Source organism: Desulfovibrio desulfuricans (assembly GCF_024460775.1).
GTDB classification, from domain to species: Bacteria; Desulfobacterota; Desulfovibrionia; order Desulfovibrionales; family Desulfovibrionaceae; genus Desulfovibrio; species Desulfovibrio desulfuricans_E.
In genome coordinates this window covers 638,790-663,520 of record NZ_JANFYZ010000001.1, presented here as the reverse complement: position 1 = coordinate 663,520, position 24,731 = coordinate 638,790, and the positions used below count along the sequence as shown (strand labels likewise).

At 58.1% G+C, this 24,731-nt stretch carries 22 protein-coding genes and 1 pseudogene; 19 read left to right on the top strand and 4 right to left on the bottom strand.

Annotated elements, in window-relative coordinates; translation table 11 throughout:
* The 4 genes and pseudogenes from NE637_RS02750 to lysA form a co-directional block, all read right to left on the bottom strand.
* Positions 1-220: pseudogene (locus tag NE637_RS02750) on the bottom strand (dissimilatory-type sulfite reductase subunit alpha); the annotation flags it as partial.
* 863 nt (positions 221-1,083) lie between these two features.
* Positions 1,084-1,977 (bottom strand): DUF2156 domain-containing protein, encoded by an 894-nt coding sequence (locus NE637_RS02745; protein WP_227117975.1) that lies wholly within the window; start codon positions 1,975-1,977, stop codon positions 1,084-1,086.
* Between the two features lie 88 nt (positions 1,978-2,065).
* On the bottom strand, positions 2,066-3,478 hold the full coding sequence (locus NE637_RS02740; RefSeq protein ID WP_227117974.1) for an MATE family efflux transporter: 1,413 nt from the start codon (positions 3,476-3,478) through the stop codon (positions 2,066-2,068).
* A 1-nt stretch (position 3,479) separates the two neighbouring features.
* Positions 3,480-4,748, bottom strand: coding sequence for a diaminopimelate decarboxylase (gene lysA / locus NE637_RS02735; protein WP_227117973.1), 1,269 nt, complete (start codon positions 4,746-4,748; stop codon positions 3,480-3,482).
* A 412-nt stretch (positions 4,749-5,160) separates the two neighbouring features.
* On the opposite strand from lysA, the gene NE637_RS02730 reads away from it, so the two are divergent.
* The 19 genes from NE637_RS02730 to fliG all read left to right on the top strand — a co-directional run bounded on the left by NE637_RS02730 (position 5,161) and on the right by fliG (position 24,706).
* Positions 5,161-5,583 (top strand): FKBP-type peptidyl-prolyl cis-trans isomerase, encoded by a 423-nt coding sequence (locus NE637_RS02730; protein ID WP_192112037.1) that lies wholly within the window; start codon positions 5,161-5,163, stop codon positions 5,581-5,583.
* A gap of 355 nt (positions 5,584-5,938) precedes the next feature.
* Complete coding sequence (locus NE637_RS02725; RefSeq protein WP_022659201.1) at positions 5,939-8,131, top strand: glutamine synthetase III family protein; 2,193 nt, start codon at positions 5,939-5,941, stop codon at positions 8,129-8,131.
* A 346-nt stretch (positions 8,132-8,477) separates the two neighbouring features.
* Positions 8,478-9,935, top strand: a complete 1,458-nt coding sequence (locus NE637_RS02720) for an anthranilate synthase component I family protein (protein ID WP_227117972.1) — start codon at positions 8,478-8,480, stop codon at positions 9,933-9,935.
* A complete protein-coding gene (gene trpD, locus NE637_RS02715; RefSeq protein ID WP_192112035.1) occupies positions 9,916-11,508 on the top strand; it encodes an anthranilate phosphoribosyltransferase in 1,593 nt (530 codons plus the stop codon). Before NE637_RS02720 ends, trpD begins: the two co-directional genes overlap by 20 nt.
* Complete coding sequence (locus NE637_RS02710; RefSeq protein ID WP_192112034.1) at positions 11,498-12,331, top strand: indole-3-glycerol-phosphate synthase; 834 nt, start codon at positions 11,498-11,500, stop codon at positions 12,329-12,331. Before trpD ends, NE637_RS02710 begins: the two co-directional genes overlap by 11 nt.
* Positions 12,325-12,957, top strand: a complete 633-nt coding sequence (locus NE637_RS02705; protein ID WP_227117971.1) for a phosphoribosylanthranilate isomerase — start codon at positions 12,325-12,327, stop codon at positions 12,955-12,957. The genes NE637_RS02710 and NE637_RS02705 overlap by 7 nt, the downstream gene beginning before the upstream one ends.
* Entirely contained in the window at positions 12,954-14,147 is a 1,194-nt protein-coding gene (gene trpB, locus NE637_RS02700; protein WP_192112032.1) for a tryptophan synthase subunit beta, read from the top strand. The genes NE637_RS02705 and trpB overlap by 4 nt, the downstream gene beginning before the upstream one ends.
* 2 nt (positions 14,148-14,149) lie before the next feature.
* A complete protein-coding gene (trpA, locus tag NE637_RS02695) occupies positions 14,150-14,917 on the top strand; it encodes a tryptophan synthase subunit alpha (protein ID WP_192112031.1) in 768 nt (255 codons plus the stop codon).
* Positions 14,918-15,126: 209 nt separating this feature from the next.
* Positions 15,127-15,402, top strand: a complete 276-nt coding sequence (locus NE637_RS02690; protein ID WP_022659208.1) for a DUF2325 domain-containing protein — start codon at positions 15,127-15,129, stop codon at positions 15,400-15,402.
* Between the two features lie 481 nt (positions 15,403-15,883).
* Complete coding sequence (feoB, locus tag NE637_RS02685) at positions 15,884-18,115, top strand: ferrous iron transport protein B (RefSeq protein ID WP_227117970.1); 2,232 nt, start codon at positions 15,884-15,886, stop codon at positions 18,113-18,115.
* 122 nt (positions 18,116-18,237) lie between these two features.
* Positions 18,238-18,726: a thermonuclease family protein gene (locus NE637_RS02680; protein WP_022659211.1), complete on the top strand. Its 489-nt coding sequence runs from the start codon at positions 18,238-18,240 to the stop codon at positions 18,724-18,726.
* Positions 18,727-18,757: 31 nt separating this feature from the next.
* Positions 18,758-19,180 (top strand): hypothetical protein, encoded by a 423-nt coding sequence (locus NE637_RS02675; RefSeq protein WP_192112029.1) that lies wholly within the window; start codon positions 18,758-18,760, stop codon positions 19,178-19,180.
* A 2-nt stretch (positions 19,181-19,182) separates the two neighbouring features.
* Complete coding sequence (locus NE637_RS02670; protein ID WP_227117969.1) at positions 19,183-19,713, top strand: 3'-5' exonuclease; 531 nt, start codon at positions 19,183-19,185, stop codon at positions 19,711-19,713.
* Between the two features lie 231 nt (positions 19,714-19,944).
* A complete protein-coding gene (gene flgB, locus NE637_RS02665; protein WP_192112028.1) occupies positions 19,945-20,358 on the top strand; it encodes a flagellar basal body rod protein FlgB in 414 nt (137 codons plus the stop codon).
* Between the two features lie 72 nt (positions 20,359-20,430).
* Entirely contained in the window at positions 20,431-20,868 is a 438-nt protein-coding gene (gene flgC / locus NE637_RS02660) for a flagellar basal body rod protein FlgC (protein ID WP_192112027.1), read from the top strand.
* Between the two features lie 203 nt (positions 20,869-21,071).
* Positions 21,072-21,518, top strand: coding sequence for a flagellar hook-basal body complex protein FliE (fliE, locus tag NE637_RS02655; protein WP_192112026.1), 447 nt, complete (start codon positions 21,072-21,074; stop codon positions 21,516-21,518).
* 318 nt (positions 21,519-21,836) lie between these two features.
* The gene (fliF, locus tag NE637_RS02650) at positions 21,837-23,480 is read left to right on the top strand and encodes a flagellar basal-body MS-ring/collar protein FliF (RefSeq protein WP_192112025.1); all 1,644 of its coding nucleotides are present in this window, start codon (positions 21,837-21,839) and stop codon (positions 23,478-23,480) included.
* The gene (locus NE637_RS02645; RefSeq protein ID WP_225529821.1) at positions 23,461-23,664 is read left to right on the top strand and encodes a hypothetical protein; all 204 of its coding nucleotides are present in this window, start codon (positions 23,461-23,463) and stop codon (positions 23,662-23,664) included. The genes fliF and NE637_RS02645 overlap by 20 nt, the downstream gene beginning before the upstream one ends.
* A gap of 46 nt (positions 23,665-23,710) precedes the next feature.
* Positions 23,711-24,706 carry a flagellar motor switch protein FliG gene (fliG, locus tag NE637_RS02640; RefSeq protein WP_022659219.1) on the top strand — a complete coding sequence of 332 codons (996 nt, stop codon included), beginning with the start codon at positions 23,711-23,713 and terminating at the stop codon, positions 24,704-24,706.
* Positions 24,707-24,731: the final 25 nt, after the last annotated feature.

The window sequence follows — 24,731 nt, the reverse complement described above, 5'->3', positions numbered from 1 at the left end:
ACACACCCACGATGCCGCCGTGCTTCCAGTGTGTTTCCATTTCGTTGTAGGAAAGCTCAAGCACACCCAGAAGGTCTTCAGGGCAGTCCACAGGGATCTGATACTCAACATTGTTGGCATTGGCCGCGCGATGCGCAGCTTCCTGCTTGATATCGGATACAAAGCTCGGCCATGGACCGGATTCAAGCTGATCCAACTGCGGCGTTGCGAATTTTGACATCATCACACCTCAAAAGTTCATTGTTCTGTCCAGCCCAGAGCACAAAGCCAGACATTGATCGAGCAAAATCAAATACCACCGGAAACTGTGCAAAGCACGGCAAGTTGCCCGCACGTTATCCGTGGTTTCCTTTTGCCTGCTTCAGCCCAATATGCTTTCCCCAACGTGTAGGAGGAACAGCATCATTGGTCCGTAGTATTCAAAAACCAAGCCGTTACATATTATTCCTTTAATTGCGGTGTGTTGTCGTATTTTCTGCTCATTTAGCGCTCTCAGCAAAAATGATATTTCATAAATAAAAACGAAATTTCGTTGTTTTTACGCAAATAGTGCTGTGCTTGAGCGCTGTTGCTCTGCGTGGGAATATGGGCGGTTGCTTGATTGGCTCTGGAATCTGAGGGGGGGTGATTAAAAAATATTTTTTCCCGGGGAAGGCCGGGAGGCGATATTTTTTCTGATGGGGCCTGAAGGACACTTCTGCGCATACCGCGTATCAGATTAATATTGCAGATTAAAAAATTTCAAGGCAGGGTGTCACAGGCAGATAACTGTGAAGGTAAGGTTATTTTTTGTCTACTGGTATCTCATGTTGACAGGAATACCAATTATGGCATGATTCAACCACCTCAACTGTTTTTTTCGTGCAATTCCCCGGCTTCTGTCGGGGTTTTGCATTTGTTTTGGGCTGCTTGCCAAAGAAAATTTCAACGGGTTGCACGCCGCCATACAACAAAAAAAGTAAGGCCGCACAAATAAAAACCGCGCATACCGCCCTGAGATAGGACGGCTGCGCGGTTTTATGCCTTTCAGGCCGCTGGAGGTGAACAGCGATTGCCCCCACACTCCGTCGCGGCTGCCAAACGTCAGCTCTTGCGGATGCGCACCTTGTACTTGCGCAGAAAGTCGGCAGGCAGGTAGGTCATCTTGGCCTGACGCAGACCTTCTTCGTCCAGATCCTGCGCCCGGTTGATGTAGGTAAATCCTGCGCCCGCGTTGCGCGAGAACAGGCAGTTGATGGTCTGGTACACGCCCTTGAAGCCGTTGAGCCCTTTTTCGTAATGCACGCCAAGGTTTGCGCCGTCCAGATTTTCGCCCACGCTGAAGGCCACCATCTTGCCGTCCACATAGAGCGAACCGCCCATAAGCCCGGTAAAACAGTTCCAGTGGCTGAGTACTCGGTTGATGGCTTCGTTCTCGGCCCTGAGCGAAGGCGATTCCTCGCATTCGTGCCACTGGCACCAGTCGTCCTGCACGGCCAGCACGTCTTCAACCATGGCGTCGTCCAGCGTATGGTAGTCCGGCTGGCCGTAGGTCTTCACATAGCTGTTGAGATGATTTTTCTTTTTATGAAAGCGGTTACCCGGCAGTTCCGCCAGTTCTTCCTGTTTGTACAGGTATTCCCACTGGCCGCGGTCTTCATCCGCATCCACAAGGCCGGGCAGTTCGCGCTGCCAGATTTCCAGCAGCTTTTCCGGCACGCGGGTGATGTTGTGGGCCTCGGGGTTGAAGCCGCAGGGCAGCAGATCCTTCCACGAAACCGCGTTCCAGTCGCCCACAGGGGCCCAGCACACGGCATAGGGCCGGGTCTGGCGGATCCAGCAGAGGTTGTCCTCAAAGCACCATTCAAGGCCGTAGTAATCCTGCCAGCCCCACAGGTTTGCCAGGGTGTAGTCCAGTGAACGCTGGGGAGTGCGGCCCCACAGTTCGTAATACTGTTGGCGTCCTTCCAGGCTGACAGGGGTAAAGGTCTTGCTCACAATCGTCTCCTCGCGTCTCAATGCGCAAATGCATGACAGTGCGCGGGCGCATGCCAGGGTGCCGCCATTGCGGCCTCTCGGGCGGTATTTACGGGGTTTGCGGCTGACGGCAGCGGCTCATGGCAAAGCGCGTCCAGTCGCTGAAAAGCACCACATAAAGCATGATGCTGGTTTGCAGAATCTGGGATACGAGCATGGCCACAAATACGCCCGAGGCCGTGCCCCAGAGCATGTGACCAAGCAGCCAGCCCAAGGGCAGGCGCACCAGCCAGAAACTGCCGCCAAAAATCATGAGGTTGTACTTGGTGGCACCGGCTCCCGTCATCACGCCACCCATGACAGTGCTTGCGATGGAAAAGGGCGTGGAGAGCAGGTTATAGGTAAGGTAGCTCACAATTTGCGCTTGCGTGCCCGGCTCCTGCGAGAGCAGGTGGGCCACCTCCTGCCGGAAGGGCCAGAGCAGGGCGGCCATAAAGCTCATGGCCACAGCCGCAAGCGTCACCATATTGAGGGCCACGCGGCGGGCCTCGGCGGATTTGCCCGCACCAAGGCTGTTGCCCACCAGCACGGCCACGCTCATATTGAAGGCCATGCCCGGCAAAAACAGCAGGGCTTCCACCCGCAAACCGGCATTAAGGCCGGCCAGCGCGTTGACGCTGTCGGAGGGCAGTGACGCCACCAGAACAAACAGCATCATGTAGCCGGACTGCCATACTATCTGCGCCGCGCCTGCGGGCAGGGCCACTTTGAGCAGGTAGGGCAGGCCAGCGCGGAGCCAGCGCAGGGAGGGCAGGGATTTGCGGTTCAGATAGCCGGAATGCGCCAGCAGCACGCAGTTGCATACAGCACCTAGGTACTGCGCGCCCACGTTGGCCCAGATCAGGCCCATATAGCCCATGTTGGGCAGGCCAAACCAGCCAAGCCCAAGGCCAAGGCAGGCCAGCAGGTTGCACAGACACACGCCGGAGGCAACCCACAGGGGCGGCAAAACCTGGCGCGTGGCGCGGAACATGACCCCGGTTGAGGCGTACAGATACTGCGCGGGCAGGCCAAGCATGCTGGCGGCCCACATTTCGCGGGTTTGCGGCATGATGCTTTCAGGCACCATGAGCACGCGCAGTATGCCGTCGCTGAAGAGAGCGGCTGTCAGGGCCACAAGAAGGCCAAGCCCCATGCAGCCGATAACTGTTGTGCCGATATAGCGTTGGGCGCGCATGACCTTGAGCGCGCCCAGCGACTGGCTCACAGCCGCCGTAGCGCCGCTTGAAACAGCCATGGCAACCACCATCAGCAGGATGCTGCACTGGTTCACCATGCCCAGCGCCGCCTGAACGTCCGCGCTGATCTGTCCGGCAACCCACACAGCCACAAAGCCCATGAAGAACATCAGGTACATCATGAGCATCTGGGGCCAGGTCAACCGCCAGACCGCGCGGGGGGAAGTGCTCAGGTCGGGCGCGGGCCGGGCCTGCTGCGCGGATGCGCCGCGTAATTGTGTCACATTAATCCATCAGGCAGCGCGCAAGATCCTCAAGGGTTTCGCGGCGGCGGATAAGTTTGGCAGTGCCGTCGCTTTGAATGAGAACTTCAGCGGGGCGACGACGCTGGTTGTAGTTGGAACCCATAGTAAATCCATAAGCTCCGGCGTCAAGTACCCCAAGCACATCTCCCTCGCACATAACGGGCAATTCGCGTTCCTTGGCAAGGATATCGCCGCTTTCACAAATATTGCCCACAATGGTCTGCACCATGTTTTTGCGGGCCTGGGTGTCGGCCCCGTAGATTTCCACATCGTGGAAGGAATCGTACATGGCGGGGCGCACAAGCACGTTAAAGCCCAGATTGGTGCCCACGTACCGCTTGTCGCCATTATTTTTGACGGCAAATACGGTGCCCAGCAGCACGCAGCATTCGGCGGCCACATAGCGGCCCGGTTCCACAAGAAAACGGCCCTTGTAGCCGGATTTTTCAGACCAGCCCGCAATGAGCGCGTGCAGGCGTTCGCCAAGGTCGGCCATGCTCAGGCGGGCCTGACCTTCGTACTTGTGGTAGGGAATGCCAAAGCCGCCGCCAAAGTCGATGACTTCAAGCTTTGCCAGCATGCTGGCGGGCAGGCGGTCGGCAAGGTGCAGCAGCACTTCGGCGGCATCAAGGTAGCCGTCGGGTTCCATAAAAAGCGATCCGATGTGCTGGTTGATGCCAGCCAGCGTGAGGTCGTGCTTTTCAAGCAGGGCAAAAACCTCGTCCAGCTTGTCGGGGGTGACGCCGAACTTGGTGTCCTTGCCCGCGGTGATGACCTTGGCATGGTGGCCTGCGCCAATGCCGGGGTTAAAACGCACCATGACCTTGCCGCCCTTGTTGATGCGGCCAAGGGTATCAAGCTGCGAGAGGGAATCCACACTGATAAGCAGCCCGCGCGAAACCGCGTTTTTCAGCTCGGCTTCGGAATTGTTGTTGGAAATGTACAGAATTTCGGCGGGCGTAAAACCGGCCAGCTCGTCCATGTACAGTTCGCCGGGGCTCATGGCGTCCACCACCAGCCCTTCTTCGCGCACTATGCGCAGCAGGGCGGGGGTCGCATTGGCCTTGACAGAATAGTTCACGCCGAAACCGGGGTGTTTGGAAAGCCCCATAAGGTCGCGGCAACGCTGCCGCAGCACGTTCTCATTGTATACATAGAGAGGGGTGCCAAAGGTTTCAGCCAGCTCGCGGGGGGTGTGGCGGCCATAAAAATTGCATTCGTCGGTGTACGTGGAGCGGATATCGGACATAAAATACCTCTGAGATACCTCTGAAAGATTGCGTGTGCCGCCCGAACAAGAGCGGGGTTTTCCCGTTGAGAGCAATTGTTGATTATTAGTGTCGCATGGCACTCTGTCAAGCCTGCAAGCGGCTGTTACGGCAGAGTGACAGCCGTGTCGCGTCAGGGCGGGATGCAACTGCGGCGGTTGCATTTTTACCGCAATGGCACGCAAAAGATCAAAGCCTGCAAACCCGCGCTGGCAGGGGGATTGAAGGCATTAACGGCAACGTTGCAGATTGACAGAAGGCCCCCGGCGTGTTTTGCTTGCACTTTACAATCGGGCGTTATTCTTTTCGCGGGCGGGTTTCTGCCCTGGCAGCTTCTGCCGACAATGCGGCTCACTGCCGCAGACCGCCCACACACACTGCAATGGAGTAGTTATGCCTATTAAAAAAGGCGATACGGTGCGCGCGCATTACACGGGTACCCTTGACGATGGCACGGTGTTCGACTCTTCGCGTGAGCGCGAACCCCTGGAATTCGTGATGGGCAAGGGTATGCTGATCCCGGGTTTTGAATCCGCCGTTGACGGTCGCGAAGCGGGCGAAACCGTTACCGTGACCGTTGCGCCTGATGATGCCTACGGCGAGGCTGATCCCGAACTGGTGTTCACCGTTCCCCGCGCCCAGGTGCCCGACCATATTCCCCTTAACGTGGGCGTGCCTTTGCAGCTCTCCAACGAGCAGGGCCAGATGGACGTGACCATCACCGAAGTTGGCGCGGACGAAATCACCCTTGACGCCAACCACCCCCTCGCTGGCAAGACGCTGACGTTTGAAATCGAAATCGTGAGCGTGAACTAAAGCGGTTTCTGGTTCGCGCTTCCGGTTTTGCCTCTGCCTTTGCCTTATTGGCCGTGTTGATTGATTCTGCATGGCTGGCTTTGTGTGGCGGCAACGGGCAGCTCCAGGGCGCGTTCCGTTAGAGTATACTGTTCCGGGCCTGGCCTTCATGGTCAGGCCCGGAGATCATGGCTTTGGTGCGGGCGTCTGCACGGCGTCCGCAAGGCCTCTGCACCAGCCCCCCTTGTCCGCGTGCGCCAGGGCAGCACGGGCGCGGGCGTTTTGCGGTTTGCATGCAGCGGCATAAATCCAACCGCCATAAGCGGGAATATCGGCACCCCCAACACTGCGTCAGCCCTGAACGCGAGGTTCGTCCATGAGCAGCAAATCCGCCAGACAAAGCGCCATTGAGGCCATCACTACCTACAAACCCGAAGCGGCCCCCCTGAATTTCGTGGACACCAAACCCACCGATATTTTCGGGTGCAACGTGTTCAATGACCGCATCATGCGCGAACGCCTGCCCAAGAGCGTGTACAAGGCGCTGCGCAAAACCATTGAATTCGGCGAACGCATGGACCCCGCCATCGCCGATACCGTTGCCGCAGTCATGAAAGACTGGGCCATTGAAAAGGGTGCCACCCATTTTACCCACATTTTTTATCCCCTCACCGGGCAGACTGCCGAAAAGCACGACAGCTTCCTGATGCCTGACGGCGCGGGCGGCGTGATCGCGGAATTTTCCGGCTCCATGCTTATTCGCGGCGAACCTGACGCTTCGTCCTTCCCCTCCGGCGGATTGCGCTCCACCTTTGAGGCGCGCGGCTACACCGCATGGGATGTGACCAGCCCCGCCTACATCATGGAGAACCCCAACGGCACCTTCCTGTGCATCCCCACCATGTTCCTTTCGTGGACGGGTGTTGCACTGGACAAAAAAACGCCCATGCTGCGTTCCGGCCAGGCCCTGAACCGCGAGGCTCACCGCGTGCTGGCGCTTTTTGGCGAAGATACGCCCCTGCCCATTGTTTCCTACGCCGGGCTTGAGCAGGAATACTTCTGCATTGACCACAACTTCAATTTTGCGCGTCCCGACCTCCAGATCGCCGGGCGTTCCCTGTTTGGGGCGCGTCCCGCCAAGGGACAGGAATTCAGCGACCAGTACTTTGGCGTTATCCCCCAGCGTGTGCTTTCGTACATGATGGAAGTGGAGCGCGAGCTGTACAAGCTGGGCGTGCCCGTGCGCACCCGCCACAACGAAGTGGCCCCCAGCCAGTACGAAATTGCGCCCCTCTTTGAGGTGAGCAACCTTGCGGTTGACCACAACCACATCATCATGGCCAAGCTGCGCAACGTGGCAAAGCGCTACGGCCTCAAGTGTCTGCTGCATGAAAAGCCCTTTGCGGGCGTGAACGGCTCGGGCAAGCACCTGAACTATTCCATCGGCAATGCGGAGCTGGGCACCCTGTTTGATCCCGGCGAAACCCCGCATGCCAACGCCAAGTTCCTGGTGTTCTGCGCCGCCATGATCCGCGCCGTGCACAAGTTCGGCGGCCTGCTGCGCGCAACCGTCGCCAGCGCCAGCAACGATCACCGTCTGGGCGCCAACGAGGCTCCGCCAGCCATCATGTCCATCTTCCTCGGCGATCAGCTGACGGAAGTGTTTGAAGCCTTCCGCGCCGGACGCGTTGAAAACGCCGCCGGTGGCCGCACAGGCCGCGCCCTCAATCTGGGCGTGGATACGCTGCCGCCGCTGCCCGCCGATCCCGGCGACCGCAACCGCACAAGCCCCGTGGCCTTTACCGGCAACAGGTTCGAGTTCCGCGCGCTTGGCTCCAGCCAGTCTGCGGCGGGTTCCATCACAGCCCTCAACACCATGATGGCCGATTCGCTGGGCTTCGCAGCCGACTGGCTTGAAAAGGAACTGGCCCAGGGCAAGACCTTCAATCAGGCTCTGGAATCCTTTATCAGCCATGTCATTGACGAGCACAGCGCCGTTATCTTCAACGGCGACGGCTACTCCGAAGTGTGGCACAAGGAAGCCGAACGCCGTGGCCTGCCCAACCTGCGCACCACCCCCGAGGCTCTGGCCGAGCTGACCAAGCCCGAAGTGGTCAACCTTTATGAAAAGGCTGGCGTGCTCAACAGGGCCGAACTCAAGGCGCGGCAGGAAATCTATCTTGAGCAGTACTGCAAAACCGTGCGCACCGAGGCCAATCTGGTTATCCGCATGGCCAATACCATCATTTACCCTGCGGGCATGCGCTATCAGGGTGAACTGGCCGCCACGGCAGCCAATATGCGCGCCATCGGCAAGGATCCCAAAACTGTGACCCTGGCAGAAATCACTTCAAATCTGCGCCTCATGCAGGATGCCTGCGGCCAGCTTGAAGAAGTGTTGGCCAAGGCGGACAGCCTGGGCTACGGCTTTGAAGCCGCCCTCAGCTATCGCGAATATGTGCTGCCCCGCATGGTTGAAGTGCGCCGCTACGCGGACATGCTTGAAGTGCGCGTGGCTGACGACCTGTGGGCGCTGCCCAATTATCAGGAAATTCTGTTCGGCAAGTAGGCCTGTACGGCAGGGGAGGGCAAAGCCGTTCAGGGCGCGCCCTCCCGCTTGCCGTAGCTGATGCTGTAACGGAAATTTACTGAAAAACCGCCCTGCGTTGTTGACAGCCTGCGGCTGGATGCGTAGTGTGACTTGAAACATAAGGAACTAGGCATTTATATGAACGTTTTCTCCAACACCATTTCTAACAGCTTCAAAGGCTGGTGGTGGCGCATCCAACTGCGTGGGGGAGACGTGCGGGCTTAATAGTTCCGGTACGTTGGCATTGTCGTAAGTAGACGCCGTCTCCCCAAGGGAGGCGGCGTTTTTTTGTTTTTCAGGCACAAAAACCCAAAGGATGCGCCAGATGAAAGAGAACGGTGATGCGCAGCATATGCTGACGCTGCAACAAACCGCCCGCTGGTTGCCAGCGGATATGGACACGCCCATCAGCCTGTTTATGGGCATGGTCGGGGCCGGTAACGGCATCTTGCTTGAAAGCGCCGAGGTGGATGGTCGCTGGGGGCGTTACAGCATTCTGGCCTGCGATGCGGCTTTGTTCATCTCTTGCCGCGATGGCAAGCTTGCGCTGGACATCCGCAACGACATCTTAACGCCCCTGGCGCGCTTTGAGGGCAAACCCTTTGTGGACGGCCTGCGGGCGCTCATGGCTGCGCTGACCATAGCTGGCCCGGCCAACATCACAAACCTGCCGCCCATTACCCGCGCTCTTTACGGGTATCTTGGTTTTGGCATGGCGGGTCTGTTCAACCCCAAGCTGGCCCCTGTCATGCCGCAGAGCGAGGCCGACTGCCTGCTCATGCTGCCGTCAACCGTGCTTGTGTTTGACCATCTGTATAACCGGCTCTGTCAGGTGAGCCTGGGCGAACACCGCGCGCTGCAAAGCTCGCGTGAATCGCTGGAAGCCCGCGCCACGGGGCAGGCCGGGGCCGTGCGTATCAATCCCGACAATGTCTGCGCTGAACCCGGCGAGGAAGGCTACAAGGATTACGTGCGCCGCATCAAGGAGATGCTGCGCCAGGGCGAGGCCATTCAGGTTGTGCCTTCCGTGCGGTTTTCCACGCCTTTTGAGGGCAATCCCTTTGAACTGTACCGCCGCATGCGCCGGTTCAACGCTTCGCCCTACATGTTCTACATGCGCTTTCCCGAGCTGACGCTTTTCGGTTCTTCGCCCGAGGTCATGGTGCGTTGTACCGCGGGGCATTTGCAGCTTTCGCCTATCGCAGGCACGCGCAAACGCGGCGCGGACGACCTTGAAGACGCCGCCCTTGCCGCCGAACTGCGCGATGACCCCAAGGAACGCGCCGAGCACGTCATGCTGGTAGACCTTGGTCGCAACGACCTTGGCCGCGTGGCCCAGCCCGGCTCGGTGAATCTGGAACGCTACATGGAAGTTGAACGCTACTCGCACGTCATGCACCTCACAAGCCGGGTCAGCGCCCGCCTTGAGGAAGGGCTGGACGCTCTGGACGTGCTGGCGGCCACCTTCCCGGCGGGTACGGTTTCCGGCGCGCCCAAGGTGCGGGCCATGGAAATCATCCGCGAGGTGGAAGGCCGCGCGCGTGGCCCCTACGCTGGCTGCATCGGCTGGCTCGGTCTGGACAAGGACAGCGTGAACCTTGATACGGGCATCACCATCCGCAGCATGTGGATGCGTGACGGCAAGCTCTTCTGGCAGGCGGGCGGAGGCATCGTGCATGACTCCGATCCCGATCTGGAATGGAAGGAAGTGTGCAACAAATCAGCCATCATGCGCCTGGCCCTGCGTGCGGAGGACGAAGAATATGTTTCTGCTCATCGATAATTACGATTCCTTTACCTACAATCTTGTGCAGGCTTTTTACGCCCTTGGGCACAAGCCTGTGGTGCTGCGCAACGATGACCCCGCCGTGCTGGACATGGCGGTGAACCCCGAACTTTCCATGGTCTGCATTTCGCCCGGGCCGGGGCATCCCGCCGATGCGGGGCTGTGCCCCGAATTCCTCAAGCGCCTCAGCCCGCGCATCCCCGTACTGGGAGTGTGCCTTGGCCACCAGCTTTTGGGGCTGCATGCCGGAGCTAAAGTTGAGGTCGGCCCGTGCATCATGCACGGCAAACAGTCTGAAATTGTACACGACGGCACGGGCATGTTTTTGGGCCTGCCCAACCCCATGCGCGTGGGCCGCTACCACTCCCTTGTGGTGCGCGCCGATGAAGATGCGGAAAACCCCCGGTTTACGGTCACTGCCCGCGCACCCGAAGGCGAAGTGATGGCTCTGCGCTATAATGACCGCCCGTGGGTCGGCGTGCAGTTCCACCCCGAGTCCGTGCTCACGCCGGACGGCCTGCGTCTGCTGGGCAACTTCCCGCAGAGCATCCTCGGCACAGGCGCGGAAACCTCCGACTTCTCCGGCATTCTGGAGCGTCTGGCCCGCAGGGAAAACCTCTCCGCCGAAATGGCGGCGGCGGGTTTTGCGGCCCTCATGGACGGCAAGATGACCCCGGCGCAGGCGGGCGGTTTCCTCATGGGGCTGCGCATGAAGGGCGAGAGCGCCCTTGAACTGGCTCACGCCACACGCGCCGCTTTGGCCCGCGCCGTGCGCGTGGACGGCATTTCGGGAACAACCATTGATGTGGTGGGTACCGGCGGGGACGGACGCAATTCCTTCAACTGCTCCACGGCCTCTTCTCTGACGTTGGCAGGCATGGGCTACAAGGTGGTCAAGCACGGCAACCGGGCGGTTTCGTCCAAGTGCGGCAGCGCGGATGCTCTGGAAGCCCTCGGCATCACGCTGGAAAAAGACCCCGCCTCCGTGGCCGAGATGGTCAAAAAGCGTAATTTCGCCTTTATTTTTGCCCCGTACTTCCATCCTTCCTTTGCCAATATCGGCCCTGTGCGCAAAGAGATGGGAGTGCGCACCCTGTTCAACATTCTTGGCCCCATGATCAATCCGGCGCGGCCCAGCCATCTGCTTATGGGTGTGGCGCGGCCCGAGCTGGTGGAGCTGGTGGCCGAAACTCTCATGCAGTCGCCCCTGCACCGCGCCGCCGTTGTTTGCGGCTCTGGCAACTATGACGAGGTGACGCCCATCGGCCCCACCAAGATGGCTTTGCTGCACAATGGCAAGGTGACGCCCATGATGCTCGACCCGCAGGAATTCGGCATAGCCTCCTGCACAGTGGAAGATCTGGCCGTGAGCGGCAAGGAAGAAGCCGTGGCCGTGCTCAATGATATTCTCAACGGGCAGGGGCCGCGCGCCATGATGGACATGGTGGTGCTCAACGTGGGGCTTGCCATCTATCTGCTGGAAGAAAAGATGGATATGGCCCTGTGCATGGCCCGCGCCCGCGAGGCCGTGAGCGCCGGTGTGGGCAGGAAGGTGCTCAATGCTGCTTGAGCGTTTTCGCAAGGCCAAGGAGGCTGAGGTCGAGGCCCTGCGAGCTCTGGAAGCACAGGACGCTCTGCCAGCGGCGTATGAAGGGCAGCGGCCAGATTTTGCTGCAGCTTTAACTCTCCGCGCGCCGGGCTGCCCTCTGGCGGTGGTGGCGGAATACAAGCGGGCCTCGCCTTCGCGCGGCGTGATCTGCGAGAATCTGGATGTGGAAGATGTGGCGCGCCAGTATGCCGCCGCAGGGGCCAGCGCCGTATCTGTGCTGACGGAAGAAGCTTTTTTTCGCGGGCGGCTGGAATATCTGGCCCGCGCCGCTAACCCGGCGCTCTACAATGGGCCTCGTGTGCCTTTGCTGCGCAAGGATTTTATTTTTGATCCTTTGCAGGTGCGGGCCACGGCGGCCACGCCAGCCTCAGCCCTGTTGCTCATCGTGCGGCTGACGCCGGACGCCGCGACCTTGCGGGCCTTGCGTGAACAGGCGGAGGGCTACGGCATTCAGGCGGTGGTGGAGATATTTGATGCGGAAGATCTGCGCCTTGCCCGCGAGAGCGGGGCGCGCATTATACAGGTCAATGCCCGCGATCTGGAAAGTCTGGCGGTGGATCGCGATGCCTGCCTGAAACTGATACGGGCCTGCCCGCCCGCCAGTGGCGAACTGTGGATTGCAGCCAGCGGCATGAGCAGCGCGGATCATCTGCGGGCAGCGGCATCTGCGGGATATCATGCCGCCCTTGTGGGCAGCGCCCTGATGGAAGGCGGCGCTCCGGGTGAGGCCTTGGCGGCCCTGCTGGGAGCTACAGCCAAAACTGATGGAGATTGCACATGCTGATCAAGTTCTGCGGCCTCACACGGCAAGAGGATGTTGACCATGCGGCCAGCCTTGGTGCTGCCATGTGCGGTTTTATCTTTCACCCCCGCAGCCCGCGCGGCGTAACGGTTGCGCAGGCGGCAGCCTTGGACAGTGGAGCCATGCTGCGGGTGGGCGTTTTTGTGAATCAGGGTGCGGACGAAATCCGGCGCATCATGGACGAAGCCCGGCTTGATTACGCGCAACTGCACGGTCACCAGAGTGTGGAATGCGCCCGCGCCATCGGCGCGGAGCGCGTCATTCGGGTGCTCTGGCCCGACCGTTACACCCACCGCGCTTTGTTGTACAATGATTTACAACGCAATGCCGAAGCCTGCGCCTATTACCTGCTTGATGCGGGGCTGAAAGGCGGCGGCAGCGGGCACAAGCTGGACTGGTCTGATCTGGCCAGCCTGCGCCCGGCGCATCCCTGGCTGCTTGCCGGGGGATTGAGCGCAGCCAATGTGGCAATGGCCGTAGGCATGTGCGCGCCTGCCGGGGTGGATTTCAATTCCGGCGTGGAAGACGCGCCGGGGTGTAAAAACAGGGAAAAAATGGCGGCTGCATTTATGGCCGCAAACTCCAAAGGCAATGGGTATTCGTTATGAAAGACAGTTACTTTGGTGAGTTCGGAGGCTGCTTTGTTCCCGAACTGCTTATGCCGCCCCTTATGGAAGTGGAAGCGGCCATGCGCGACATTTATCCCACCGAAAAGTTTCAGGCAGAGCTGAAAGACCTGCTGTTCAACTATGCCGGGCGCGAAACGCCGCTGACCTATTGTCCCACGCTTTCGGGCGAGCTTGGTTTTGACCTGTGGCTCAAGCGCGAGGATCTGCTACACACGGGCGCGCACAAGGTCAATAACACCCTTGGGCAGGCTCTGCTTGCCAAATATATGGGCAAAACAGCCCTGGTGGCGGAAACCGGCGCTGGCCAGCACGGCGTTGCCACGGCTGCGGCAGCCGCCCGGCTGGGCATGGAATGCACCATCTATATGGGTGCGGAAGACGTGGTGCGGCAGGCTCCCAACGTCATGCGCATGAAGCTGCTGGGCGCCACCGTACATGCGGTGGAAAGCGGCACCCGTACCCTCAAGGACGCCATCAACGAGGCCTTGCGCGCCTGGATCGGCAGCCAGAAAACAACCCACTACTGTTTTGGCACCGCTGCCGGGCCGCACCCCTTCCCCAAGCTGGTGCGCATGCTGCAAAGCGTCATTGGCCGCGAAACCCGCGCCCAGATGCTGGAAAGAACCGGGCGGCTGCCTGATGCCGTAGTGGCCTGCGTGGGCGGCGGCTCCAACGCCATCGGCATGTTCCATCCCTTTGTGGATGACGCCAGCGTGCGGATCATCGGCGTGGAGGCGGCAGGCACGGGCGAGACCGGCTGCTTCAATTCCGCCCCGTTGAATCTTGGCACCCCCGGCGTGCTGCACGGCGCGTACAGCATGCTGCTGCAAAACAGCGACGGTCAGGTTGAACCCTCGCACTCCATTTCTGCCGGGCTGGATTATCCCGGTGTGGGGCCGGAACATTCGTGGCTGCAAAAAATCGGGCGCGTCCATTACGGCATGGTCAAGGACGCCAACGCGCTCAACGCCTTCCAGCGCCTGTGCCGCGCAGAGGGCATCCTGCCTGCGCTTGAATCTTCGCACGCTCTTGCCTGGGTGCTCGACCACCCGCAGGAATTCAAAAAGGGCGATCAGGTGGTGGTGAACCTGTCTGGTCGCGGCGACAAGGATCTGGGCATTGTCAACAAGGCGCTGGGCTTTGCGGCGCAGGGCCAGGAAGAGGTGTAGTCATGAATATTCTTGAACAGAAAATCCGCGATGCCAAGGCGGCCGGTCGTCCGGCGCTGATTCCCTTTTTGACGGCGGGCTTTCCCGATCAGTCCACCTTCTGGCCCACGCTGATGGAGCTGGACGAAGGCGGCGCGGATATTATCGAAATCGGCGTGCCCTTTTCCGACCCTGTGGCAGATGGGCCGGTGGTGGAAGAAGCCTCGCGCCGCGCCCTGAGCGATGGCGTAAGCCTGCGCGGCATTCTGGAAGAACTCATTGAACGCAAGGGGCTTATTCAGGCTGGCGTGGTACTTATGGGCTACCTGAATCCTTTTCTGCAATATGGCTACGAAAAGCTGGCGCGGGACGCAGCGCGCGGCGGCGTACACGGCTTTATCGTGCCTGATCTGCCCTACGAAGAAGCCGGGCCGTTGCGCGAAGCCCTGAAAAAAGAAGGCATTGCCCTCATCCCTCTGGTTGGCCCCAATACCAGCGCGGAGCGCATGGCCCTCTACAACAGCGTGGGCGAAGGCTATGTGTACGTGGTTTCGGTCATGGGCATCACTGGCGAGCGCAACGACCTGGCGCCCCAGGTGGCGGTGACCATGCGCCGTGCGCGTTCGGCCTTCAAACTGCCGCTGGCTCTTGGCTTTGGCCTGCGTGAGCCTTCCCAGCTTGAGGCTCTTTCGCCCGATGCGCGGCCCGACGCCGTTGTTTTCGGCAGCGCCCTGCTCAAGCATATCGATGCAGGCAACAGCGCCGCTGAATTTCTGGCTCGCTGGAAGTAGCTGGAAATAGAAGCTGTTTCTATCGTCTTCTGCACAAAATGAGGGCGCTTTTCCGCAGGGGAGAGCGCCCTTGTTATCTGGATTGAAATTTATTTTCAAAAAAATGGTTCAGACTGCTTGACTTTGAAATTCGTTTTCAATTAAAAGAAGGGCACAGAGCAACCCCATCCGCGCAAAATTGAGCAGTGCGGCAAAAGACGGAGGATCATATGTGCGTAACCCTGATAGGCGGTATGGACCGACTGAAAAAAGATTACATGGCAGCGGCGGAGCAGGACGGACATTCCCTGAAGTTCATCACCCGCAATGAGCGCAATTTTGTGGACAAAATCGGCAACCCTGACGCCATGATCGTGTTCACCAACAAAATTTCGCACGAAGCCAAACGCAAGGCCGTGCAGGTTGCGCGCTCGCGCAACATTCCTCTGCAAATGGTTCATTCGTGCGGCGTGTCTTCCCTGCGTGAATGCCTCAAGGGCGCATAGGCTGCTGAAGGAGCGTTCTCTAATGCAGAACTGCCAACCCGGTGACGGGATGGGAGGCCGCTGATCAAGGTCGGCGGCCTCCCTTTTTTGCAGGCACTGTGAGCGACAGTCTCTGCGAGGGAAAGTCTGTGCGAGGAAATCTGGCCAGGAGAGCTTGGCCGGGAGAGTTTGGAAAGTTCGCGGGCGTTTTGCCTCTGGCCAATCGGGTTGGAGTAAAGTTGCGGAAAATTAATATCCATCGCTTGACATTTGGTGGGCAGGTAGCTAAATCAATCAGGACTTTGGAATTGAATTTCAATTTTTTGAGCAGCGTCTTGCAGACGACCCTTCGGCAGGATCGAAAAAGGGTCAGGTAAGACAAGTCGTTTGACGGCAGGGCTGCTGGCAGGAAGGCTGGTATGAACAAATTTTTGTTCGCGGTAATGGCTGGGATGTCGCAAGTGCGGCGTCGGTCTGTTTATAGCATGGGGGAGGTTCGTGCATGAGCGCGGTTCGGCAGTTTAATAATCCCGATGATGCCAATTTCAACGCTGATGGAAAGCTGCGGATAGCTCTTGCTGGCAATCCCAACTGCGGTAAAACAACAGTTTTCAACGGCTACACTGGCGCGCGCCAGCATGTGGGCAACTATCCCGGTGTCACAGTTGACAGAAAAGAAGGACACATCACCGTGGGCGGCAAGCAGGTTACCGTGGTTGACCTGCCCGGAACGTACTCGCTGACCGCCTATTCCATGGAAGAACTGGTGGCGCGCCGGGAATTGGCGGCTGGCAATGTGCAGGCCGTTATTGACGTTGTGGACTCCTCGGCCCTTGAACGCAACATGCTGCTTACCGTGCAGATGCTCGAAATGGGCATCCCTGTAGTGCTTGGCTGCAATATGATGGACGAAGCCCGCGCCGCAGGCATCCATATAGATATGGAGCACCTTGGCGAACTGCTGGGCATCCCCGTGCTGCCCATGGTGGCACGCTCTGGCGAGGGGCTTGATGAAGCCATGGCTGTCGCCATCAGGTTGGCGCAGGAAGGCAAAGCCAATGCCCTGCGTATTTCTTACGGCAGCGATATTGACCCTGTGCTGCTGGATATGGAAAAGCGCATAGAAGACAGTGGGTTGTTGACAAAAAAATACATGCCCCACTGGATTGCCCTCAAAATACTTGAAGGCGACAGCGAAATCATGAGCGAGGTTCGCGCCGCAAATGCCGCGCTGGCCGAAGAGCTTGAGGGTATGCGCAAAAAGGCTGCCGCACATGTGCGCAGCACACTTAACGCCAATCTTGAATCCATCATCACCGATTACCGTTACGGCTTTATCCGCAGCCTGCTGCGCGACGGCATCGTGACCCAGGATGCCGGCAAGGACCGTCTGGCCCTTTCCGACAAGCTGGACAAGGTGCTCACCAACGCCTTTCTTGGGCCGCTGATCATGATCGGCGTGCTCTACCTCATGTTTCAGGTAACGTTTACTGTAGGCGATTATCCCAAAGGCTGGGTTGAAGACGGCTTTAAATGGCTGGGCGACACCTGCACAATGCTGTTGCCCGAGGGTTTTGCCCAGTCGCTTATTGTGGATGGCATCATTGCGGGTGTTGGCGGCGTGGTCAGCTTTGTGCCGCTCATCCTCATCATGTTTGCGCTCATTTCCTTTATGGAAGACAGCGGCTACATGGCCCGCGTGGCCTACATGATGGATCGCATCTTCCGCTTTTTCGGTCTGCACGGCGCATCGGTCATGCCCTATATTATCGCGGGCGGTATTGCGGGCGGTTGCGCCATCCCCGGCGTCATGGCAACCCGTACCCTGCGCAGCCCCAAGGAAAAACTGGCAACCCTGCTTACGCTGCCCTACATGACCTGCGGCGCAAAGCTGCCCGTGTTCCTGCTGCTGGCCGGGGCATTCTTTCCTGACAATGCCCCCACAGTCATGTTTCTTATCATGATAACCGGTTGGGTCATGGCTCTGCTGGTGGCGCGCCTGCTGCGCTCTTCCATCGTCAAGGGCGAGGCCACTCCCTTTGTTATGGAGCTGCCCCCGTACCGCATGCCTACCCTCATGAGCCTTTTGCTGCACTGCTGGGAACGTGCCTGGATGTACCTCAAGAAGGCCGGTACCGTGCTGGTGGCCATTTCCATCCTGATATGGGCCGCCATGACTTTCCCCGGTCTGCCGGAAGACAAGTCCGCCCCCTTTGACGCCCAGATCGCCCAGCTTGAAGAAAAGATAGCGGCCATCCCTGAAGGTGACGAGGCCCGCGCCCCCATTGAAGAAGAACTTGGCAACGTGCGCAACGAACTTAAGGAAGAAGCCTTGGCCTTCTCCGTGGCTGGCCGTCTTGGCAAGGCCGTGGAACCCGCCACGCGCCCCATGGGTTTTGACTGGCGCACCGACATAGCCCTGCTGGCCGGTGTGGCCGCCAAGGAAGCTGTTGTGGCCACCATGGGCACTGCCTACGCCATGGGCGACCAGGATCCCGAAGACGCCGCACCCCTGGCGGAACGCCTCAAGGGTGATGAAGCATGGTCAAAGGCCACGGCGCTTTCGCTGATGCTCTTCGTACTGCTGTATTCCCCCTGCTTTGTGGCCCTGGTGGTCATCCGCCAAGAGGCTGGCAGCTGGGGCTGGGTGGCGTTCAGCATCGTGTTCAACACTGCTCTGGCTTTTGCAGTAGCCACAGCCGCCTACCAGATGGGACGCACTGTCTGGGGATAGCGCCACTGTCTGATTTCTGATTCCCCTCCTTGATGCCTGTGCCGCCTGCCTTGACAAAGGTCTGGCGGCACAGGCATTATCTGCTGGCGCACATTTGCAGGCCTTTACCGAGGGGTTCAGCAATGCTCAACCGGCTTTTTGCAAGTATAATCCTTATGGTTCTGGCTGTGTCTCCCGCTGCTGCGGCTACAACGTGGAATGCGTATGTGGTAAGGGTGGAAGACGGCAATACTGTTTCAGTCAGCACCAAGAAAGACAGTGAAGAACCAGAGAAGGTGCTGGTTTTTTACGGCATTGAAGCTCCCAGTCTCAGGCAGCCTTACGGGCCTCAGGCGCTGGCCTATTTGCAGCGCATGATGCCCAAAGGGGCCAAAGTGGACGTTGAAGACGTGGGGCAGCTCGAAGCTGGCCCCATTACCGCGCTTGTGCAGGTGGGCGGCGATTCCGTCAACTACAAGCTGGTGATGGAAGGTCTGGCCTGGGTGGACAGGCAGAAGTGCAGGGCTATTTTTTGCCGACGCTGGCTTATTCAGGAACATCAGGCGGTATTGGACAGGCGTGGCATTTGGGGGCTGAACATTGGCACCCCCCCCTGGCAATGGACCCGCTGACACGCCGCCGTAACCCATAAAAGGAGCGCGTATGGAAGTTACAGGTTCCGAAGAACTGCGTAAATTTCTTGATTCCTGGCAGGATGACCCGCTTAACATCAAGAAATCATTTACGGAATACATGGATTTTCTGGCCGCGCACAGCAATATTTCCTTTACTTTCAAGGCCCGGCCCGGCGTAAGTTATTCCCTGCGGGCGCGCCACAGCGTACAGACCGAACGTGTACTCTTTGTGCTGCTGGATGTGGTGGATGATGTACCGGCAAGCCGCTGGCTTTCCATTTGTTTTTATGACGAAATGGTTTCTGACCCCGGCGAAAAGGGCGACTTTGTGCCCGGTGGCCTCATGGGCGAAGACGCCCGTTGCTTTAACCTAGAGGACGACGATGCCGTCATGCGCGACTATATCAAGGCGCGTTTGGCCGAAGCCGCCCATAAAGCCGCAAAAGAGTAAGTGTGGTTTCTACAGATTTGAGCCGTAGTGTAGCTATTGATTTTGAAACTTCCGGCTACTCGGCCCACAGCGCTTGCGCCGTGGGCCTTGCTCGTATTGAGCAGGGCAGCGTGACAGATGTTTTTTACAGCCTCATCAGGCCGCCGTCTTCGCGGGTAATGTTTACCGAGATCCACGGTTTGACCTGGCCCATGCTGAAGGATGCGCCCACTTTTGCCGAACTGTGGCCGCAGATAGATGCCTTTCTTGAGGGGGCGGGCAGCCTGCTTGCGCACAATGCCTCCTTTGACAGGCGTGTGCTTGCCGCAAGCTGCCACGCCGTGGGAGCGCAGGAACCCCGTGCGCCTTTTTTGTGCACCCTTAAAGGCTCCCGCCGCAGTTTGCCGCTTGCCTCCAAAAAGCTCAGCAGCGTGAGCGCCTACTTTGGGATTGCGCTGAACCACCACCATGCCGGATCAGATGCCGAGGCCTGCGCCCGCATCTATTTGCAGTTGCGCGCTCTGGGCGTCACCGATGCCCAGATGAAACTGTAAGCCGCCTTTCGTCCATTCCCGCCAGATTGACCCCGCCCGGATTTTCGGGCGGGTTTTTCTTTTTTTGCGCTTGCACTCTGCCTGCCGATGCGTCCTTGCTTTTGTCAAAATGCCGACTTCTGCCTATTCTCTATTTTTTAACACACTTGAATAACATGTTTTTTGCGAAGTGGAACGCTTGTTGCTAAAGGCTTGGCAAGCAGATTTCCGTGACGCACGGGGGTACGTAATATGAAATCAATGTTCAATATGCAGATGGGCCTTGTGGGCAAGGTCATGGATATGCAGTTGCAGCGGCAGAACGTCATCGCGGGCAATATCGCCAACGTGGAGACGCCCAACTACAAGCCGCGCGAACTGTCTTTTGAAAAAGAACTGCAATCGGCCTTGGGGCTTGATGCAAGAGGGGAGATGACCCGTACGGAATCTTCCCACATGCCCACGGCTTTCAGGCCTGATTCTTTTGGGCCGGAATGGGATATGGCGGTCAAACCGCGTGTTGTTCACGGCGAAGACCGCGTCAATATTGATAAAGAAATGGCCAAACATGCCAAAAACCAGTTGCAGTATACAGCGCTTACCCAGGTGATGAGCAAGTCTTTTGAAGGGCTGAACAACATCATCCAGGATGGCAAGCAGTCCTGATTTTTGCCCGCCGCCGCGCCGCTTCCATACGCGGCATAAGAACCCCGGCAGCGGACAGTGTAGGAGGAAGCCATGGACTTCATGACGGCATTTGATATCAGCGCGTCCGGCCTTTCAGCCGACCGCACCCGCATCAACACCATTTCGATGAACCTTGCCAACGCCAAGACAACGCGCACGCCCCAGGGCGGGCCGTACCGTCGGCGCAGCGTGGTGCAGCAAACGGCAGATGTGGATGATCCTTTTTCCATCCACATGCGTTCGGCCCTGGACAGGGCGGTACAGGGCGTGCGTGTTTCTGCCGTGACCATGGACAACCGGCCCTTCAAGCGGGTGTACGAGCCAGGCAACCCTGACGCCAATGCGGAAGGCTACGTCATGTACCCTGATATCAACGTGGTTGAAGAAATGGCCAACCTCATGACTGCCCAGCGCAACTATGAGGCCAACGTCACCACGGTGGATGCCGTCAAGGGCATGTACATCAAGGCTTTGGATATTGGCCGCTAGGGTCTGTCACTAAATAATTCTTTTGGCCGATCACTGCGTCATACAGCATTTTTTACTCCAGTCATGGACAGAAAGAGTCCACTCCTGTCGTAAAAAACACTGTTTTCCTTGTCCTCGGCGCAAAATCTTTTATTTAGAAGCATCCCCTAAGCCATGACCACGATGACAGCATAAAAAAGTTCTTTTGAAGCGCGGAGGTTGTTATGAGCATTCAGGCAGTTGGCATGCGGGCGTACAGCGAGGCAGTGCAGAATTTCAGCAAGGTGCAGAGCAGCCTGCAACAGGGCGGCTCCATCGGCGGCCAGACCCAGTTTGCCAAAACTCTTGACCAGAGCCTTTTGCGCGACAGCGTTGACCGGGGCGAAAATTTTGGCGCCCAGGCGGATTTTATCAAATATCCCACGCAGGCGCACACGCCGGTGACCCCGCAGAACAGTTTTTCCGGCACCATCAAAAATTCGCTCAATAAGGTTAACGAACTGGACAGCGCCAAAAATGCAGCCATCGAAGATTTTGCCGCAGGCCGCACCCAGAATGTGCACGAACTCATGATCACCATGCAGAAATCCAGCATGGCCATGAAGCTGACCTCTGCCGTGCGCGGCAAGGTGCTTGAAGCCTACAAGGAAATTTCCCGCATGCAGTTCTAGGTCAACTGCGTGAGCAGATGTTCGCCGCCAGGGCGCAGAGCGTTTATTTACGTTGCGAAACGCCCGGGCAGGTAAATTTTACAAATTCCAGATTTTCCTTTCCGCGCGTGATACTCCTGAACGCCGAATCCCCCACGGGCTGTGCCTTGGGGGATTCGGCGTTTCTGGCGCAGTGTCACAAATTTGAATGAATCAGAGAGGTGTTTTAAAAAGTTATATAATTGCGGCGTGTTGCAATGTGGCATGGCAATTGCTTTGGCAGGGCATATGCCCGGCCAAAGTGCCGGAATTACGCCACGTCTTCGCAGGAGCTACCATATGCCGGCTTTTCTTATGCAACTTGTCAATTCCATCAAGGCAGTCTGGGCCAGAATGAGCGTCATGCAGCGCGTGATGGTCATGGGTGGATTTGTGCTTATCGGCTCTGCGGCCATTGGCCTTTCTGTCTGGGCCTCGCGGCCTGACTTGAAGGTGCTGTATTCCAACCTCAGCGCCGAAGACGCCAGTGTTGTCATCAAGTCGCTCCAGGCGGACAAGGTTATGTACCAGCTGACTGACAACGGGAAAACCATTCTTGTTCCCAAGGAAGTTGTGTATGATGAACGCATCAAGATCGCGGGCGAAGGCGGTCTTGTGGGGCAGGGCATTGGTTTTGAAATTTTTGACAAGGTCAAGGTCGGGCAAACCGACTTTGTGCAGAAAATAAACTACACCCGCGCCTTGCAGGGTGAACTTTCCCGCACCATCAGCGAGTTCCCCAATGTGGAAAGCGCACGCGTGCACCTGGTCATTCCGCACCGCAGCCTGTTTGTGGAGGAGCGCCAGTCCCCCTCGGCCTCGGTTGTGCTCAAGCTCAAGCGGCCCAACCTCAAGCCCGACCAGAAAGAAATCAACGCCATCCTCAACATGATGCTTATGGCTGTTGAAGGGCTGGATAAAACGCACGTGTCCATTTCAGACAATGGCGGCAAGGTGCTGTATCAGCCGGAATCAGACAGCCTTGCCGGTGCAAGCTCCACCCAGATGGAACACCGCCAGCAGGTGCAGCGCAACCTTGAACGCCGCATTGAAGAAATGTTGCAGCCCATGTTTGGCCCTGGCCGTGTTATCGCCAAGGTCAACGTGGATATGGATTTCAGCCAGCGCACCATCCGTCGCGAGCTGTTTGACCCCGAAAAAACCGCAGTACGCAGCGAGCAGCGCAGTGAAGAAACCCAGCAAGGCCGCTCGAATCTTGAGGGCGGGTCGCCGGACGCCAACTTCCGTGGCGATGGCATAGCCGGATCTGTTTCACAGCAGAACGGCAGCCGCGAAACCCGCACCACCAACTACGAAATTAACAAGGAAGAGCAGCAAATCGTATCCAATGTGGGCGATTTAAAGCGCATGACGGTTGCAGTCCTTATCGATGGGACGTATGAAAAGACCAACGGGGCGTGGACATTTGTGCCGCGCAAGGCTGATGACCTTGAGCGTGTGCGTCAGCTTGTTACCAATGCCGTGGGCCTGGACAAGGCCCGTGGTGATGCTCTGGAAGTAAGCTCCGCTCCGTTTACGGATTCCGAGCCGCCCAAGGATCCCAACTTTGCCGAAATGCTGGCCGATTATGCCGAACGGCTGGGCAAGCCCCTGCTCAACGCGCTGCTGGCCTTTTTGTTCCTCATGCTTGTGGTGCGGCCCGTGGTTTTGGCCCTCATCCGGCCCAAGGTTGAAGCCGGTGAAATGATCGAGGGGCTTGAAGGCCTGCCCGCAGCCGAAGAACAGCTGGCCCTGTATGAGGCCCTTGAAGAGGCCTCCAAGGCAGATGACGAGATCGCCGCAGACGAAGAAGACGATGAACTGGTTTTCAAAGATATTGAAGCCTTGAAGTCGCACATTTTCACCCTTTCCGATAATCATATGGAGCAGGTGGTGATGCTGGTGCGCGGCTGGATGAAAAACGATGAAACAGCTACCGCCTAAAGCCGCAGACCGTCAATTGACGGAAAGCAACTCGACGCTTTCGCAGCTCAAGGCCTTGCGCCTGGCGCAAAAAGAAAGCAATCAGCGTGTTGAAGAATTGAAAATGCGGCTCTTTCACATTACCGAGCAGCATATGGATCAGGCCGTGCGGCTTATCAAGCGCTGGCTTGCAGACAAGGAATAAGCAACCCCGAGCAGCCTAGTGCGGATCTCGGTGAAGGAGTAGGGAGATGGAGTTGACCGGCAAACAGCGTACTGCAGTGCTGCTGCTCGCCATGGGCGACAAATTCACGGCTGACGTGTTCAAACGCATGGACCGGCAGGAAATAGCCGACATCTCCAGAGCTATCGTGGAATTGGAGCCTGTGCCGCGCGAAATAGTCGAAGAAGTGCTGCGCGAATTCCACGAATCGCTGGTTGAAGGTGTGGATATGATCACGGGCGGTAGCGAAACGCTGAAACGCCTGCTGGTCAAAAACCTTGATCCTGAAACCGCCAAGTACGTTATGGACTCCCTGAGCCTTGAAACCGGCCCCGCGCCCTTCCGCGAGCTGGAATCGGTCAGCCCCAAGCTGCTTTCACAGATTCTGCGCAACGAGCATCCGCAAACTCTGGCCCTTATTATCGGTCACCTGCATCCGGATCAGGCCGCCAATTTATTGACAAACCTTCCCGCAGGCGTGCGCGCCGAGGTGCTCATGCGCCTTGCGCGGCTTGAAGCCGTGCCGGAAGAAATGCTCATGGAAGTGGACAAGGTGCTCACCAGCCAGCTTATCGCCATGGGCGGCAAGGAAGGCAAAAAAGTGGGCGGCGTGCAGTCTGTGGCAGAAATTCTCAATGCCGTGGACCGCGCCACCGAAGAAGAAGTGCTCTCCGAAATCGAAGAAGATTCCGCGCAGATGGCCGAAGATATCCGCAACCTCATGTTTGTCTTTGAGGACTGCAAGAATATTGACGACCGTGGCGTGCGCGAAATGCTGAAGGAAATTTCCAACGAAGATCTCACCCTGGCCCTGCGCGGGGCCAGCGACGACCTCAAGGAAAAATTCTTCAAGAATATGTCGGAACGCGCGGGCAACATGATTCGCGAAGAACTGGAATTCATGGGCCCGGCCAAGCTTTCGGACGTGGAGTCGGCCCAGCAGAATGTCGTCAAGATCGTGCGGCGGCTTGAAGGCGAAAACAAGCTTGTCATCAGCCGTGGCGCTGGCGACGTGTTTGTGTAGCGGCCCGCCGCAGAATCTGTAACCA